Genomic DNA, 15,004 nt, shown 5'->3' on the forward strand with positions numbered 1-15,004 from the left:
TTGCGTGGCATGGTGGCAGATTACCTTTCCCAGCATCATGCTGGTTTCAAGGTGTCTACCAAACGGGGGTCAGGCCCAGGCTCGAAGTTAGAATAGGCGCTGGGAAGTTGTGAAACCGGCAGGGGCATGTAATCGGCGGCACCGTCGAATGGGTTGTCGCCGATAGGCGGAGCTTGATGCATAGGGCGCCCGTGTATATCCCGCAATAGTTCTTCATACCTCCCCTCAAAAAGATCGGAATCACGCATGTCGATTCCCATATAGCCACGTAAGAGAGTCGGCACGGCAGTATTGAAATCTTGAACGGTGTTGTCACGCAGGACCGGAATCACACGCGTCTCTGTTTGATTTGTAAGTAGGTCGCTAGATAATAGTTGACCCTCGAATCCTGCACCTCCTTGCCTGTTGTCGATCCGTTCTCGGTAATCATCGGAGATGATTGCAAGCACTCGATCTGCACCCCGTAAGCCTGATTCCATGAAAAACGGAAGATTGGATCCAAGAGTGTTATGCCACTGGTCGAGTTGCACATCGACGCCGTCAGCACGGAGACGAGAAGCTAGGCCTCTCACCCAAGTTTTGTGGTCTTCGGAAACGTGAGCATATGAAACAAATACCTTTGGGGGAAATGGTTTTTTCATATGGAAAGCTTAGCGGGATTATCTTCTAGGCATGAAGAGATGGAGTATTGATGCCTATCTAGGTTGAGCTGTTCTTAACGCTAATTAAGAGTTGCGAATGATGATGGGATTTTCTAACACCAGGTACCACCGGATCTCAGACCCGACGAACGGACCTTCCGTGTTCCCTTGAGTACGGCCCAGGTGGGTGTTTTAGGAAACCTTGGTGGAATTCAATAACTCATCGGTTTATCAGCGCATTTGCGATTTCAGGAGCGTGTCAAGTTGTTTGTGTGTGGGGCTCCCGGATTTAAAAGTTAAAGGTAAGCCTCGAAGCGGTCTGGGAACGCCACCGCCATCTGATGGGCCTGACCAGGTCATTGGCATCGCTGGTGGAGGTACCGAGCTCATCGATGAGCTTCGCCATTTCGGGATTGGCGAGCAGTTTCTCTTCGATTGCTTTGATCCGTGCGGAATCTTCTGGGTCTCGTTTAGCCACGGTAGTCATTCTGGTTCATCTCCTTGATGTGTGGGGATTCCCTCACACACAAACCATCTGACCCCTCGATTTCAGTGCACTTTCAGCACTGTAATATCCAAATAATGGCTTAAGAGCAAAATAGAACTGGCGACCACGTTGGGAGGGGGTGTCTTCCAATTAATTTGCTGGTCCCCGTAGACCCATTCTCCTAGTAGTAAGTGGATACAGTGGAAGCCTCCTAAAGAATGTGGCACATCCAGTTCAGAATCAACGATTCATCTTATTTTCCTGCCCTGTCGTGAAAGAAAACCTAACAGTTCAACCGTCGACAAGCACAGGCGACCACCCGCCCGCCGCATCCCAAAGACGACCGTGTAGCCTGTCCACCTCTTGGCGTACCCTGTATATATGGCTTTCGCTGCTGAACAACCGGTCCTGTCCCACTCCGAGCATCGCCCTGTGGGTGAGATTGAACGCTCGGACGATAAATTCGAGGTAATCTCGGAGTTTCAGCCAGCCGGTGACCAGCCGGCGGCCATCGCCGAGTTGGATAAACGCCTGAAGCAGGCAGAGCGTGATGTGGTGCTGCTCGGTGCCACGGGTACCGGTAAATCAGCCACGGCTGCGTGGTTGATTGAGAAGCAACAGCGGCCCACCCTGGTGATGGCTCCGAATAAGACCCTGGCTGCACAGCTGGCCAATGAGCTGCGCCAACTGCTGCCCAATAATGCGGTGGAGTATTTCGTGTCCTACTACGACTACTACCAGCCAGAGGCCTATATTGCGCAGACCGATACCTATATTGAGAAGGATTCCTCCATCAATGAGGATGTGGAGCGGCTGCGTCACTCGGCCACCTCCAGCCTCTTAAGCCGGCGCGATGTGGTGGTGGTGTCCTCAGTGTCGTGTATCTACGGTCTGGGTACCCCGCAGTCCTACCTGGACCGGTCGATTGTGTTGAAGGTCGGCGATGAGGTCGACCGTGACCGCTTCCTGCGCCTGCTGGTGGATATCCAGTACGACCGCAATGACATCGCTTTTACCCGTGGCGCTTTCCGCGTCAAAGGGGACACGGTGGACATCATCCCGGCGTATGAGGAGCTGGCGGTGCGGGTGGAGTTCTTCGGTGATGAGATCGACAGTCTCTACTACATCCACCCGCTGACCGGAGACGTGGTCCGCAACGTGAAAGAGGTGCGCATCTTCCCCGCCACCCACTACGTTGCGGGCCCGGAACGCATGGAAAAGGCCGTCGCGGACATCAAGGCCGAGCTGGAGGACCGTCTCGCCGACCTGGAGAACCGCGGCAAGCTACTGGAGGCCCAGCGTCTGCGCATGCGCACCGAATATGACCTGGAGATGATCGAACAGGTGGGGTTCTGTTCCGGCATTGAGAACTACTCCCGCCACATCGACGGCCGTGGCCCCGGCACCTCGCCGGCCACCTTGATCGACTACTTCCCGGAGGATTTCCTCACCATCATCGATGAGTCGCATGTGACCGTCCCGCAGATCGGTGGCATGTTCGAGGGTGATATGTCGCGTAAGCGCAACCTGGTGGAATTCGGGTTCCGGCTGCCGTCAGCGCTGGATAACCGCCCGCTGACCTGGGAGGAGTTCGACGAGCGCCGCGGCCAGACCGTGTTCATGTCCGCCACACCGGGCAAGTTCGAGATCGCCGCCGCCGGTGGTGAGTTCGTGGAGCAGGTCATCCGTCCCACCGGCCTGGTGGATCCGAAGGTCACCGTCAAACCCACCAAGGGCCAGATCGATGACCTCATCCACGAGATCCGCGGCCGCACCGACAAGAACGAGCGTGTCCTGGTGACCACCCTGACCAAGAAGATGGCCGAGGACCTCACCGACTACCTCCTGGAGAACGGCATCCGCGTGCGCTACCTGCACTCCGATATCGATACCCTCCAGCGCGTGGAACTGCTGCGCCAGCTGCGCCTGGGTGAATACGACGTGCTGGTGGGCATCAACCTGCTGCGTGAGGGCCTCGACCTGCCGGAGGTATCCCTGGTGGCCATCCTCGACGCCGACAAGGAAGGCTTCCTGCGTTCGACCACCTCCCTGATCCAGACCATTGGCCGTGCCGCCCGAAACGTCTCCGGCGAGGTGATCATGTACGCCGACAAGATCACCGACTCCATGCAGTACGCCATCGAGGAGACCGACCGCAGGCGCGAGAAGCAGGTCGCGTACAACAAGGAACACGGCGTGGATCCGCAGCCACTGCGCAAGAAGATCGCCGACATCCTCGACCAGGTCTATGAGAACCAGGAATCAGGCGTCGGTGCCCCGGGGCTGACCGGTGATGCCGCCGTGGTGGAGAAACCGGACACGTCCGGCATGCAGGTGGATCAGCTGCAGAAACTCATCGATGATCTCTCCGCCCAGATGGCCGCCGCCGCCCGTGAGCTCAAATTCGAGCTGGCTGGCCGTCTGCGCGATGAGGTCTTCGAGCTGCGGAAGGAACTCAAGGGCATGAAGGAAGTGGGTATGCAATAGGACGGGACAAGAAAACCCGGATGTCTCAAGGGAGACATCCGGGACTTGCTTTGTTCGTGGCTTATCGTCGTGTTTCAGGTGGCCGAGCTGGTGACTCAACCGGAGTGGAGACCAGAAAGATTCCCGAGAACATTAGGAAGAAAGAGACGATCCTGCCCGCCCGACTGGTTCCAGTCCGGTGCCGGGGTCTGAGGGATCATCCGTGGGCGGCGGTGTGGGCGTATTCGTGGCAGACGGCTTGGCTGTGATGGTGACGTTTTTGCAGCCGAGTAGTTTGTTGTTGCCGCCACCGACGTTGATGGCGTAGGCGCAGACTTGTTGGTTGCCGGTTTTGGTGGTGGTGATGACGTTGTCGAAGGCGGGTGTGCCGCGGAGGTCGCCGCGTGCCTTGTTGGCGATGATCTCGGTGGATTGTGCTCCCGCGGTTCCGGCTTGTCCGCCGATGTGGATGTGGATGCGGATGTCGTGGGAGAGAACGTCGGGGTCGTAGGACCAGCCTCGGACGTGGACGGTGCCTACACCTCCTTGGGCAGTATCGAAGCTACCCACGGGGTCTGATCCTGTGGCGGTGATGGTGACGTTTTTGCAACCGAGTAATTTGTTGTTGCCGCCGCCGACGTTGATGGCGTAGGCGCAGACTTGTTGGTTGCCGGTTTTGGTGGTGGTGATGACGTTGTCGAAGGCGGGTGTGCCGCGGAGGTCGCCGCGTGCCTTGTTGGCGATGATTTCGGTGGATTGTGCTCCTGCGGTCCCGGCTTGTCCGCCGATGTAGATGTGGATGCGGACGTCGTGGGAGAGGACATCGGGGTCGTAGGACCAGCCTCGGACGTGGACGTTTCCGGTGCCACCGACTGCGGTGTCGAAACTGCCTACAGGATCTTTGCCGGGTGTACCGCCACCGCCTGAGCCGTACTCCGCCTCCAGCTGTGGGACATGAATGTAGCCCGAGAACCAGGACTTGGGGTACCAGTGGATCCTGGCGTAACCACTGGGGTCGCTGTCGATTCCGGAGGCGTTATCCTCGGAAACCAGCACCCTGTCACCACTGACCTGTTCGACGACGGCCACGTGACCGAAGCCGCCGTGGCCGGCATAACCAATTGAACCGGGGCGGGGGTTACCATCGACCTGGTAACCGCGGGCCCGCCCGGACGCTCCCCACTGGCTTCCATTACCCCATGATCCGGTATCCGGGACTCCCACGCGTGCCAGGCGATGGCCCACGTAGCGGGTGCAGTTGTGATGTCCTCCGTAGTAGTACCTGTCTGCGTAGTTTCCCACGTAGGGGCCATAACCCCAGCGGGCGAGACAGGAGTAATCAGTACTGTGGCAGGTATCCAGAGCCGACGCCTGGGGAGCTGTAGCCACTGGGGCACCGAGGGTGAGGATTGCGAGGATCGTCACCAGAATTCTTCTGAGACGCGGTGAGAGTTTCATGGTTATCCTTCAGTGAGGAACGGGATGGGGCAGGGGGAGGAAGGTACTCGTGAATCGAGGCGAGCGCCAATCTTCCCATTGGTGAAAGCTGTCAGAGAGATTGAAATAACCTGTACATTCCTAGATTATGTTTCTACCTCTGTCCTGTATTGCCCCGATTTTTGGGGGCGCTGACACCCATCCTGAAAACGGGTACCGTCGGAGGGGAACAAGCGGGTGCCACTGCTCAGCCGGGAGGGTAACCCTCCACACCCACCGGTGCGCCGCCCGGGTTCAACGGAAGGGGTGGGGCCGGGCGCAGAAGGGGAGAAGGTGTTACCCCTGCTTCATGCGGAAAGCGAATGTAACGCCCGACCAAAACCGCCTGTTCCGTAGTCAAAAACACCCCCGGGACGTCCGGATTGTTTGTTAGACTGGGGCACTAACGTAATCGGGGCAGTATCCGGGCCCTGCTGAACGAATACATCACTTCCAACTCTCTGAGCATTAGGAACTGTCACATGAGCGAGAATTACTCCAAGATCGTCGTCGGTACCGATGGATCCAAGTCTTCTATCCTCGCAGTCGAACGCGCTGCGAAGATCGCGGCGGCCTTCGACGCCACCCTCATCATCGGCTGCGCATACTACGAGAATAAGGATGAGGCCTCCAAGACCCTCCGCCAGGACTCCGTGACCATCCTCGGTGATGATCCCGCCAAGGAGAACCTGGAGAAGGCCTCCGAGGCCGCCCGCAATGTCGGCGCCACCAAGATCGAGACCGAGATCCGCCCCGGCACCCCGGTTGAGGCCCTCATGGGTATCGTCACCGACCGCAACGCCGATTTGCTCGTGGTGGGTAACCGAGGCATCAACTCGCTCACCGGCCGTCTGCTGGGTTCCGTGCCCGCTGACGTCGCCCGCCAGTCCGACTGTGACGTGATGATTGTTCACACCGTGAGCTAAAAATAGCGACAGGAGGCCGGAAACGATATGTTTCCGGCTTTCAGTGGTTCAGGGGGACAGTGACTGGTCTCCCATCCACGATGAGGTATAGCCATAACGAGCGGAAGTGGCACTATGACATCGACAGAGACAGACGGCCCGTACCTGGTCGCCGGGGATTTCTTAGAGATCCTGAAAGACTCCGGCTACCACCTTGATGCCAGAATTTCTTTAGGTTCAAAGAACCGGCCTCGCACCAATTCTCATGCTGCGTATGAAAGGTTTGTCCAGACGTCCGACGCATCCGACGTTCTCGAACTCATCCATAAATTTGGTTGGCTGTCTGGTCTTTTCCATAACGTTGACTTCTCCCTGACATGTCTGCCTGCAAATAGAAGGGCACCACGGGGAACTACCCGCGCCTCAGTAGTCTCTGTTGGGATGGTGTGCGCTCGTCAAGTTTTTGAGACAGCTTGATTGATTTTTCTTCTTACGCTGCTGCTAATCCATACTGCTGCTGATATGCGGTCAAAGCACTAGCCGGTGAGAGCCCCTGGTTATTGCTATGCGGGCGGCGCCGGTTGTACCAACCCTCGATGTACTCCATCACCGCGGTTCGGGCCGACAGGTGATTCTTAAAGTCGTAGTGGTGATACATTTCGGTCTTCAAATGTGAGAAAAGATTCTCCGCGACCGCGTTATCCCAACATACCCCGGTCAATCCCATGGATTGGGTGATCTTGTTGCCGGCGCACCATGTCTGGAACTGCTCGGAGGTGTATTGCGATCCTCTATCGGAGTGAAAAATTGCGCCTTCAGGATGAAGACACCCATGATCACGCGCCATAGCCAGCGCGTTGATCACCAACGGTGTGCGCATATTAGAATCCATAGACCACCCCACCACCATCCGCGTAGCTAAATCGATCACGGTAGCCAAGTACAGCCACCCGGAACCCGTCTTTAAGTACGTAATTGACCCGCGCTTTCTTTGGAAACCGCTGTTCTTATGAAGGGGTACTGCAGTTCTGGGCATGCGGTACCGGTTGTTTTACCCCCGCGGCCGAAAACCAGCATCACCCATGACGAGGGATCGTGGTATAGGCCACCTGGGTTCCCGCCTCCACGTCAGGAAAAGTCCTCATATCCTCACCCTTGAGCCAAAACAGCACACCGTTGTTGGACAGTCGGCTCAATACCGCGTCCGCGATCGCGGCGTCAGCAAACACCGAATACCAGTAGTCCGTCTGATATTGACTGGCTGTGGGGCTCTTGGAGGGGAATGCGACCCAGTACTTGAGAGCGTGCAGGTCGTCCATCAACGTGAGTCAGGATAATTACCCCCGGTTTCCGATATCCAGATCGGCGGTTCCCGATACGCAGAAAACCAGTACTAAATAGCCGAACGCGTCACGTAATGTCACCAACGAGCCTGGTCCCAGGCACGGTAGCGGTAAAGTCTCGTTTCCCTTGGCTATCGAGTATATGATTTTTTATATGCTCGGTCCGGGCAGAAGGGTCACTGACCGTGGTGTTCTTCCAGGCCCGCATTCGTCTGGCACGCACTCCTAATTCGTTCATAATTGATCCCACAGTCCCAGTAGAAACTTTGACACCACGCTGGTTGAGCAACGTGGTCAGCTGATCCCTACCAGCCATCTGGTTGCTTTTTTCAAACTCCTGGGCAACCTCAGCCCTGAGTTCTGAATGCCTTATGGCTGTCGGAGTCAGACCCGCAGGCTTGGCCCACCGGTAATACGACGCTCTGGACACGCCCAACTTTGTGCACATCCATGTAATGGGAAGTGACGCCTTCTCTTGCTCGATGAACGCATAGAAGTCCTCTACAGGTGCTTCGCTGCAAAGAAGGCGCTGGCTTTTCCCAAAAACTCGTTTTCCCGTTTCAACGCGGCGTTCTCTGCCTGCAGGGCCTTGTATTTCGCCCATTCGACTGGGCCTGGTTCATCCACACCGGCGTCTGGATGCTCGGCCCTCCAGGTTCTTACCCACGCGCCCAGTGTTCCTTCTTTGATACCCAACTCGGTGGCCACTTCCTTGACCGAGCGCCCTGAGGAGACGACGAGTTGCACAGCTCCTGCTTTGAATTCTTCGGTGAAGATACGGCGATTCGACATGGAACTAATTCTCCTAGACCCTGTCTCAAATCACCATACGGGCGCAGTGGAGGCGTTGATCGTCTTCATGACGCGGGAGGAGGGGAAGCTCGCTCAAGTCCGTTTTGTCCTTGAACCGGATGAGGCACTGAACTGGTCGTCAGGAGATATTTCCGATACGCATCTTGATGGAGGGGGACAGGTGGTCGAATACCATGGGCGTGATGCGATCACCGCCCTTGAGGATCACCGCCTGGTAGATGCAATAGTGCGCCGACTGACGAAGATGCGCAGCAGGAGGAAGCGGTATCGGAGGAATGATTGGCACAATCCCTGGCTGTGGAATCTTGCCAGTCAGGGAAAGGTGAGTAGCTCACGTGAAAGCTCATCCATCAGCCAGGCCGAGAATTATGCGGCTGAAGATGTGTGGCGTATGCAACGTCAACGTACTGGCCAGCAGCGATTTCGTGCTCTACTTTTGGAATCATATCCGGCAGAGTGTGCGGTGTGCGGGGTTGATATCGTTGAAGTTCTCGAAGCTGCGCATCTGGTTCCGCACTCCACCGTGGTTGACTACCACCCTGACAATGGGCGGTTGCTATGTGCAAACCATCACCGAGCATTCGATGCCGGTCTATACGAATGGACATCGGAAAAATTCAGATGGACTGGATCAGGTTCCGAGCCCTTCCTCGGGGGTCGGATTCATCAGGTCCCGTAGGCAGCTAGAGCTTGATCCAAAGACCAAATTGTTGCGTCCATTTTAGTTCGCTGCTGATATTGGTAGCATTCGGTGAGAATACATAAGTCACCGGTGCCCACCCCCGCAGAAGCATGGTCAATATAGGATGTTCCTGTGCCTGCTCCTGCCATCAGCATCTCCAAAAAGGTCCTGTTCCAGGCAATGTCATGTAGTGTCCAGGGAGCCTTCTTTTCAATGATCAAGCTGAGCATCTGCGAAAAGCGATCAGCTGTCTTCCGCCGGTGGTCACCATTTTTAATCTGGGCAATATGGTTCCCAGTTTCAATCACAGTGGTTATGGGAAGTACATAAAGGGCATCATCCTCTCTGAGACGGTCAGCCATCTGTGCGCTTATCTCGGAAGCCTGCTGGTCCAAACCCGGTACAGGAAGGAGATTGCAGAGTACAGAGGTGTCAACAAACACTACTTTAGGCATCAGTTCACCCCGAGAAATTTTTCAAACTCAGAAAAATCACGGGATTCGATAACATCATCCACCAGCTTTCCAGCGGTGACAGCGTCTCCTAGTGTCCCTTCCGCCAAGGCGCGGGCGTAACCGGGAAGCTGGGTCAGGGGAGTCAACCTGCTATACCCGGTATCCGGATCCCGGTGACACACGATGATGCTGTCATTGAGGATGCCTTCGGCGGCATCAAGGAGCGCCGGGCTGTGGGTGGTTGCCAGCACACGTACGGATGTTTCATGATGGCTTTGTTGGATCAGATCCAGAATACGATGTGCCTGGGAGGGGTGCAGACCGTTTTCCAACTCCTCGATGACGATGAGGACCCCTCCTGAAACAGGGGAGTCTATACGCCCGACACCTATGAAGTTGTCTATATCTAGACTTTCCCGAGTTGATTTCAGTGTGGTTGCAATCGCGAGAATGCGTAGCAAACCGTCACTCATCTCGCGAGCAGGTGTCAATTCCTTTACCAACCTTGTGATCGGTCCTCGTTTCTCCTCCAGTTGCAGCATGACATCCTGCAGGGAGGACTTAGCGAAAGAAATATCCACAACTTGTTCATCTGCAATTTTCTTTGTCAGGTCGACGATTTCATCAAAGGAGCTTAGGTCACGCTGTTGGAGTTGGTATAGAGCTGGAGATAAATTTTCTCCGGTTCTACGCAAGGTGGTGTCATGAACAGGAACAAAGGCACGCATAAGGTGAGGGACAGGGTCGATGTGAAAAGTGCCCCGAAGTGCGGAAATGACGATGCCAATAGCAGTGAGGATTGACCTTTCAGTCTGATTTACACCTTGAAGAGTATTGGCGATCTGGGTGAGTATAGGGCGATCATCACGAAAGTACCGTGCCGGATTCACTCCCTTCTTTCCACTGTAGATCTCGACTTCAATTCCGGGGGAGTCTGGTGACGCGTCCCTGGTCTGGAATATGCTGACCGCCTTATGCATCGTTCCGCTCTTAGCCGCGACTGCGGGCCCCTCCAGACGCTCCTCGACAATTTTCAGATCAGGATCAACTTGTACTGAGATCGAGTAAGAAAAATCTTGTCCATCGTGAATAACAGTGCAACCCAGACTGAATTCATGGCTACCGTGGGGAGCACATCCACGGGATCCACCACGTACCATCCCTGCTTGACGTCGCCGACCATCAAGCGCATCCGCTAACACCTCCCCACCGGCAAGTCGGGACAAAACATCCAGTCCATCAAGTGCATTGGACTTTCCAGAACTATTCCTCCCCGTGAGAAAGGTAATGTCTGCTATCGGGAGAGTTGCATTCCTGAAGGATTTGAACGCGTCGAGTCTCAGTTCAGTAATCATGGGGTGGGACATATACGACTCCGTCAGGCGGTTGGCTAGGGTCTGCCTCAACTCTACTGCAGACATGATCCCCGGAGATAAGGGTCTGGTTGATCCTCCTGATCAGCTTCTTCGGGCGTTTCCTATAGCGATCTGATCCCTACATCTCCCACTCACCAACGATGGTCAGGCTCTGGGTGGCACGGGTGACCGCCACATACAGATCCTGCAGGCCCTGCGGCGATTCCTCCAAAATGCCCGCCGGGTCCACCACGATGACATGGTCGAATTCCAGGCCCTTGATCTCATCGACCACGTAATGGTGCACGCCGTCCACAAACGCCGCCCGGGAGGAGATCACCGCGGTCAGGCGGTCGCCGTCAAAAGCCTCCTTGAGCTTGTCGACGTCCGCCCCCGCCCCCACGTACCCCACCTTGTGCCCGGAGTCACGGATGGCGGTGGCCGGCGTCATCTGAGGATTAATCTGGGCGAGGATCCGGTTGGCCAGGACCATGATCTCCGAGGGGGTGCGGTAGTTCACCGTCAGTTCGTGGTGGCGGAACCGGTTGTTGATGAACGGTGCCAGGGACTCCGCCCAGTCATCCACACCGGCGGGGGACCCGGTCTGGGCGATATCACCCACCAGGGTCATCCAGCGTGACGGGCTACGACGGAACACCATGCGCCATTCCATGGGGGAGAGCTCCTGCGCCTCATCGACGATGACATGCCCGTAAGCCCATTTGTGATCGGCCTGCGCACGTTCGGCGGTGGAGCGGATGTCACGGACCTCCTGGCGCTGGGCGAGGGTCTCGGCGTCGATGATGTCGAAGGCGGAGAGCACCTCGGCATCGGGATCCAGGTCGGCGTCATCATCGATATCCGAGGACTGGGAGGAACTGAGCACATCGAGGACCTCCTGGGCGTCTTCGATCTCTTGGCGCCACTTCTTCTCCGCCTCCTCGCGGGCCTCCTCCGGGTCGGGGAGACCGATGAGGGTGGCCAACTCGTCGAGAAGCGCCGCGTCGGACGGGGCCCACGGGGACCCCGGCGCGCGCAGCAGGGCCGACCGGGTTTCATCGTCGTATCCGGCGGCGGCGATGTCGATGCGGGCGGGGTCGGTCAGCAGGTCCTCCAGGACCTGATGTGGGGACAGCTCCGGCCAGAACCCGTCGACCACGGAGACGAGGGTGGCGTCGTCAAGCAGGTCGTCGTGGAGCTGATCGATGTCCGCGCCCGACAGCAGGTTGCGCCCACCCAGGGGATCGGCGCCGATGGTCACCGCCATCTGGTGCGCCAGCTGCTCGGTGAGGTGTGCGCGGAAGACGGGGCGGGCCAGGTTATGGGGCTGGCGGGAGCGGCGGGCGCGGGTGCGGGATTTCGCCACCGTGGCCGCGTCGATGGAGATGACGATGCCATCCACCGTCACCTCCACCGGGGTTTCCGGCACGGTCTGGTACGCCCTGACCGCCTCCTGGAGGATACCGGCTATCTCCGCAGAGCCCTTGATCTCGCGGGTGAGCAGATCCTCCGTGCCCGTCGGGGTGACACCCGGGTAGAGCTCACCGATGGTGGATAGCACCACGCCCGTTTCACCCAGCTCCGGCAACACGCGGGAGATGTATTCCAGGAAGGTCCGGTTGGGTCCGATGATGAGCACACCGGACTTGGCCAGCTGCTCCCGCCAGGTGTAGAGCAGGTAGGCCACCCGGTGGAGCGCCACGGCCGTCTTACCGGTGCCCGGCCCGCCCTGGACCACCATCACCCCGCGGGTGGAATCGCGGATGATCTCATCCTGCTCACGCTGGATGGTCTCCACAATATTGGTCATATGGCCCGTGCGGGCCGCCTGTAACGCCTGGTGGAGGGCTGATTCCGAACCCACACCGCTCTGGGGCACGGCAGCTGTGGCGACAGTGCCGGACAGCACCTCATCATCGATGCCGGTGACGGTGCGACCCCGGGTGCGGATATGACGACGCACCTCCACGCCCTCCGGCTTCACGGTGGTGGCCAGGTAGAACGGCCGCGCCATCGGCGCACGCCAGTCGAGCAGGAGCGTGCGGTAGTTGTCCTCGCGGTCATCCAGACCCATGCGCCCGATATAACGACGGTCCAGATCCGGGCGCCCGGGGACCGGGGTGTCGATCTCCTCAGGCTCCGCCTGCACATCAATGCGACCGAACACCAGACCCAGCTGCGCCAGGTTGAGCCGGTCGAGCTTCTGGTTCAGACCGTGGTACTCCGTCTCACGGCGCACCAGGGCCTCCGGATCCGGGTTGGTCGGATCCACGTCCTTCATCACATCCGCCAGACGCTCATTCGCCCGGGCCACCTCATCGTCGAGGCGCTGGAACAGGGTGTCCACGTAGGCCTGTTCCTCCCGGATCGCGGAGTCAAGCTCAGGGCGGTCGGTGCTTTCCGACGTCTGATCGGCGCGGCGTTGAGTGGTCACTCCGGAAGGCCTCCTGGGTTTTCGACGGTGTGCGAGTGGCAATCCACTCTATCGGTTGTTCAACACCGGAGAGTCATCCATCATTCCAGACCCCGTCCGCGCACCGGCGCACGGGGTTGGCTGGGCATGAGAAAACGCCACGGGAACGGAAGGGGAGTGGAGCATCCCCCGGGGCCGTCCCGTGGCGTGATCGTGGCGTGTGAGCCGATTGAACGGTCTAGACGTTGATCTTCTTGACCTTCTTCTGCGCGGCGCTCAGTGCCTTGTCGGCGCGACTCTGCAGCTTGTCGGCGTTCTTGTTGGCTTTCTTGGCTGCCTTGCCGGTGGTCTCGCCGGCAACCTTGAGTGCGAAGTTGGCGCGCTCCTGGGCCTTGCCGGCTGCCTTGACGGCACCCTTCTTGGCGGTCTTGGCGTTGTCCTGCGCCATCTTCAGCCAGTCATCCTTGTTGTCCTCGACGTACTCCTGCGCCACGTGGGCGTACTCGGCGACCTTGTCGGAGGCGTCATGGAACCAGTCGGATGCCTTGTCGGTCATCTTCTCGGTCTCGGACTTGGTGGGCAGGGCCTGCTGGATCTGCTTCTTGCCGGTGGAGGCAGCCTTGGTGGCGCGCCATTTCAGACCCGGCTTGCCCTGGGTGTCCACGGAGGTGATGAACAGTCCACCGAGCAGGGCGACGTTGGTCATGAAACCGTTGCGACGGTTGCGCTTTTCCTCCTCATCCTGGGTCTCCCAGAAGGCGTTGCGCGCCAGGATCGTGGGAACGGTGACCACGGCGAGCGTGGTCGCGGAGAGACGGGGTGCCTTGCCCAGCGCGAGCAGGGAACCTGCGCCGACCTTGGTGCCACCGATGATCTGGGCCACCAGCTCGGGATCGCTGGAGATGCGCTTGGCGTATTTGCGTGGGAGCACATAGCGGATACGGTCCAGAACCACCTCGGTGCCTTCCACATGTGCCTGGGTGTTCAAGAGGGTATCTGCACCATCGGCGATGTAGACCGATGCGAGCATGGGCCGGGCGATCTTGCGGATCATGATTCTATGCTCCTATTCAACGCGTTGTTCCCAGGGCAATCCGCCACCATCAGGCGGCCTGGGTCTTTACTCAGAGGTTTTCTCTAACGCCCAATCGTACCTAGGTTATGACCGGTTCGTCGGGCTCTGACCATCATTCCCGGAACATGTGCTGCTTTGCCAGTAACCGTTCAGGAAACGATAAGAAAACCCCCGGTGGTGGCCTCTCCGGCGGGGGAGACGGGGTGAATTTAACGTCCTACCAGCGACGTTCCCACCACACCTCGAGCTCGGGGCGTTCATCCCCGAGGGTGGTTTCCCGGCCGTGGCCGGGCCACACGATGGAATCATCGGGGTAGACATCGAAGAGGCGCTGCTTGACGTCGTTGAACAGGCGGATGAAATCACCCTCACTACTGGTCTTACCCAGTCCGCCGGGGAACAGGCTGTCGCCGACGAAGAGGTTGACGCGACCGTCGATCTCCGCGGCGAGGGCCGCACCACCCGGGGTGTGCCCGCGCAGGATGGCGATGGGGAACTGGTGACCCTCGAACTCGACTGTGTCCCCGTGTTCCAGCTCCACATCCACCGGGGCGGGCAGGGCGGGAACCTCGAGGAAAGGTGCATAATGGGTTGCGCCGGTAGCCTGGAGGACCTGCTGCAGGGCCCGGACATGATCGGCGTGCCGGTGGGTGGTCAGCACCGTGGTGATGGTCACACCGGCATCCTCTGCCATCTTCAGGATCGCCGGGGCGTCATCGGCGGCGTCGATGAGCAGACCCTTATCGCCCGAGGTCAGAAGGTAACAGTTGTTGTCCATCTTGGACACGGAAATGCGGTGCAATTTAAGCTCGTTGGTCATGCAGGCCAGAGTAGCGAAATTTCTCTCTTCGTTGGTATGTTCGAAGGTATTGCTTTCATTGGATTCATTTCTC

13 protein-coding genes and 2 pseudogenes are annotated in these 15,004 nt (G+C 58.1%); 3 read left to right on the top strand and 12 right to left on the bottom strand.

The annotated features are described in order from the left end of the window. Nucleotides 1-35: 35 nt before the first annotated feature. Nucleotides 36-641, bottom strand: a complete 606-nt coding sequence (locus H9627_RS13665; protein ID WP_191734576.1) for a toll/interleukin-1 receptor domain-containing protein — start codon at nt 639-641, stop codon at nt 36-38. 346 nt (nt 642-987) lie between these two features. Beyond that, nucleotides 988-1,128: pseudogene (locus H9627_RS13670) on the bottom strand (IS256 family transposase); the annotation flags it as partial. Nucleotides 1,129-1,509: 381 nt separating this feature from the next. Between H9627_RS13670 and uvrB the strand changes: the two are divergent. Further along, nucleotides 1,510-3,615 (top strand): excinuclease ABC subunit UvrB, encoded by a 2,106-nt coding sequence (uvrB, locus tag H9627_RS13675; RefSeq protein WP_191734577.1) that lies wholly within the window; start codon nt 1,510-1,512, stop codon nt 3,613-3,615. Between the two features lie 132 nt (nt 3,616-3,747). Here uvrB and H9627_RS13680 read toward each other — a convergent pair whose 3' ends face one another. After that, nucleotides 3,748-5,052 carry a CHAP domain-containing protein gene (locus H9627_RS13680; protein WP_191734578.1) on the bottom strand — a complete coding sequence of 435 codons (1,305 nt, stop codon included), beginning with the start codon at nt 5,050-5,052 and terminating at the stop codon, nt 3,748-3,750. A 500-nt stretch (nt 5,053-5,552) separates the two neighbouring features. Between H9627_RS13680 and H9627_RS13685 the strand changes: the two genes are divergently transcribed. Continuing rightward, the gene (locus H9627_RS13685) at nt 5,553-5,996 is read left to right on the top strand and encodes a universal stress protein (protein ID WP_191734579.1); all 444 of its coding nucleotides are present in this window, start codon (nt 5,553-5,555) and stop codon (nt 5,994-5,996) included. 469 nt (nt 5,997-6,465) lie between these two features. Here the strand turns inward: H9627_RS13685 and H9627_RS13690 are convergent. The 4 genes and pseudogenes from H9627_RS13690 to H9627_RS13700 form a co-directional block, all read right to left on the bottom strand. After that, nucleotides 6,466-6,957, bottom strand: a pseudogene (locus H9627_RS13690) (IS3 family transposase); the annotation flags it as partial. A gap of 94 nt (nt 6,958-7,051) precedes the next feature. Continuing rightward, nucleotides 7,052-7,294 carry a hypothetical protein gene (locus tag H9627_RS13695; protein ID WP_191734580.1) on the bottom strand — a complete coding sequence of 81 codons (243 nt, stop codon included), beginning with the start codon at nt 7,292-7,294 and terminating at the stop codon, nt 7,052-7,054. 91 nt (nt 7,295-7,385) lie between these two features. Then, nucleotides 7,386-7,922 carry an IS3 family transposase gene (locus tag H9627_RS14410; protein ID WP_404826219.1) on the bottom strand — a complete coding sequence of 179 codons (537 nt, stop codon included), beginning with the start codon at nt 7,920-7,922 and terminating at the stop codon, nt 7,386-7,388. Next, nucleotides 7,820-8,110: a transposase gene (locus H9627_RS13700; protein WP_191734581.1), complete on the bottom strand. Its 291-nt coding sequence runs from the start codon at nt 8,108-8,110 to the stop codon at nt 7,820-7,822. Before H9627_RS13700 ends, H9627_RS14410 begins: the two co-directional genes overlap by 103 nt. Between H9627_RS13700 and H9627_RS13705 the strand changes: the two genes are divergently transcribed. Continuing rightward, on the top strand, nt 8,109-8,810 hold the full coding sequence (locus tag H9627_RS13705) for an HNH endonuclease (protein ID WP_191734582.1): 702 nt from the start codon (nt 8,109-8,111) through the stop codon (nt 8,808-8,810). The two genes, H9627_RS13700 and H9627_RS13705, sit on opposite strands and share 2 nt — an antisense overlap. On the opposite strand, the gene H9627_RS13710 is transcribed toward H9627_RS13705, so the two are convergent. The 5 genes from H9627_RS13710 to H9627_RS13730 form a co-directional block, all read right to left on the bottom strand. Continuing rightward, entirely contained in the window at nt 8,798-9,268 is a 471-nt protein-coding gene (locus H9627_RS13710; RefSeq protein ID WP_191734583.1) for a hypothetical protein, read from the bottom strand. The two genes, H9627_RS13705 and H9627_RS13710, sit on opposite strands and share 13 nt — an antisense overlap. Then, a complete protein-coding gene (locus H9627_RS13715) occupies nt 9,268-10,623 on the bottom strand; it encodes an AAA family ATPase (RefSeq protein ID WP_225213883.1) in 1,356 nt (451 codons plus the stop codon). The genes H9627_RS13710 and H9627_RS13715 overlap by 1 nt, the downstream gene beginning before the upstream one ends. 139 nt (nt 10,624-10,762) lie before the next feature. Continuing rightward, nucleotides 10,763-13,057, bottom strand: a complete 2,295-nt coding sequence (locus tag H9627_RS13720; RefSeq protein ID WP_191734584.1) for a HelD family protein — start codon at nt 13,055-13,057, stop codon at nt 10,763-10,765. Between the two features lie 217 nt (nt 13,058-13,274). Then, on the bottom strand, nt 13,275-14,090 hold the full coding sequence (locus tag H9627_RS13725) for a DoxX family protein (RefSeq protein ID WP_191734585.1): 816 nt from the start codon (nt 14,088-14,090) through the stop codon (nt 13,275-13,277). A 238-nt stretch (nt 14,091-14,328) separates the two neighbouring features. Continuing rightward, nucleotides 14,329-14,931 (bottom strand): MBL fold metallo-hydrolase, encoded by a 603-nt coding sequence (locus tag H9627_RS13730; RefSeq protein WP_191734586.1) that lies wholly within the window; start codon nt 14,929-14,931, stop codon nt 14,329-14,331. Nucleotides 14,932-15,004: the final 73 nt, after the last annotated feature.

The organism is Corynebacterium gallinarum (genome assembly GCF_014837045.1).
GTDB lineage: Bacteria > Actinomycetota > Actinomycetes > Mycobacteriales > Mycobacteriaceae > Corynebacterium > Corynebacterium gallinarum.

Bases quoted from the DNA above. Each gene is read 5' to 3' on its own strand.
- H9627_RS13665 (WP_191734576.1), bottom strand. From the start codon at position 641: ATGAAAAAACCATTTCCCCCAAAGGTATTTGTTTCATATGCTCACGTT.
- uvrB (WP_191734577.1), top strand. From the start codon at position 1,510: ATGGCTTTCGCTGCTGAACAACCGGTCCTGTCCCACTCCGAGCATCGC.
- H9627_RS13680 (WP_191734578.1), bottom strand. From the start codon at position 5,052: ATGAAACTCTCACCGCGTCTCAGAAGAATTCTGGTGACGATCCTCGCA.
- H9627_RS13685 (WP_191734579.1), top strand. From the start codon at position 5,553: ATGAGCGAGAATTACTCCAAGATCGTCGTCGGTACCGATGGATCCAAG.
- H9627_RS13695 (WP_191734580.1), bottom strand. From the start codon at position 7,294: ATGGACGACCTGCACGCTCTCAAGTACTGGGTCGCATTCCCCTCCAAG.
- H9627_RS14410 (WP_404826219.1), bottom strand. From the start codon at position 7,922: ATGGGCGAAATACAAGGCCCTGCAGGCAGAGAACGCCGCGTTGAAACG.
- H9627_RS13705 (WP_191734582.1), top strand. From the start codon at position 8,109: ATGGAACTAATTCTCCTAGACCCTGTCTCAAATCACCATACGGGCGCA.
- H9627_RS13700 (WP_191734581.1), bottom strand. From the start codon at position 8,110: ATGTCGAATCGCCGTATCTTCACCGAAGAATTCAAAGCAGGAGCTGTG.
- H9627_RS13710 (WP_191734583.1), bottom strand. From the start codon at position 9,268: ATGCCTAAAGTAGTGTTTGTTGACACCTCTGTACTCTGCAATCTCCTT.
- H9627_RS13715 (WP_225213883.1), bottom strand. From the start codon at position 10,623: ATGATTACTGAACTGAGACTCGACGCGTTCAAATCCTTCAGGAATGCA.
- H9627_RS13725 (WP_191734585.1), bottom strand. From the start codon at position 14,090: ATGATCCGCAAGATCGCCCGGCCCATGCTCGCATCGGTCTACATCGCC.
- H9627_RS13730 (WP_191734586.1), bottom strand. From the start codon at position 14,931: ATGACCAACGAGCTTAAATTGCACCGCATTTCCGTGTCCAAGATGGAC.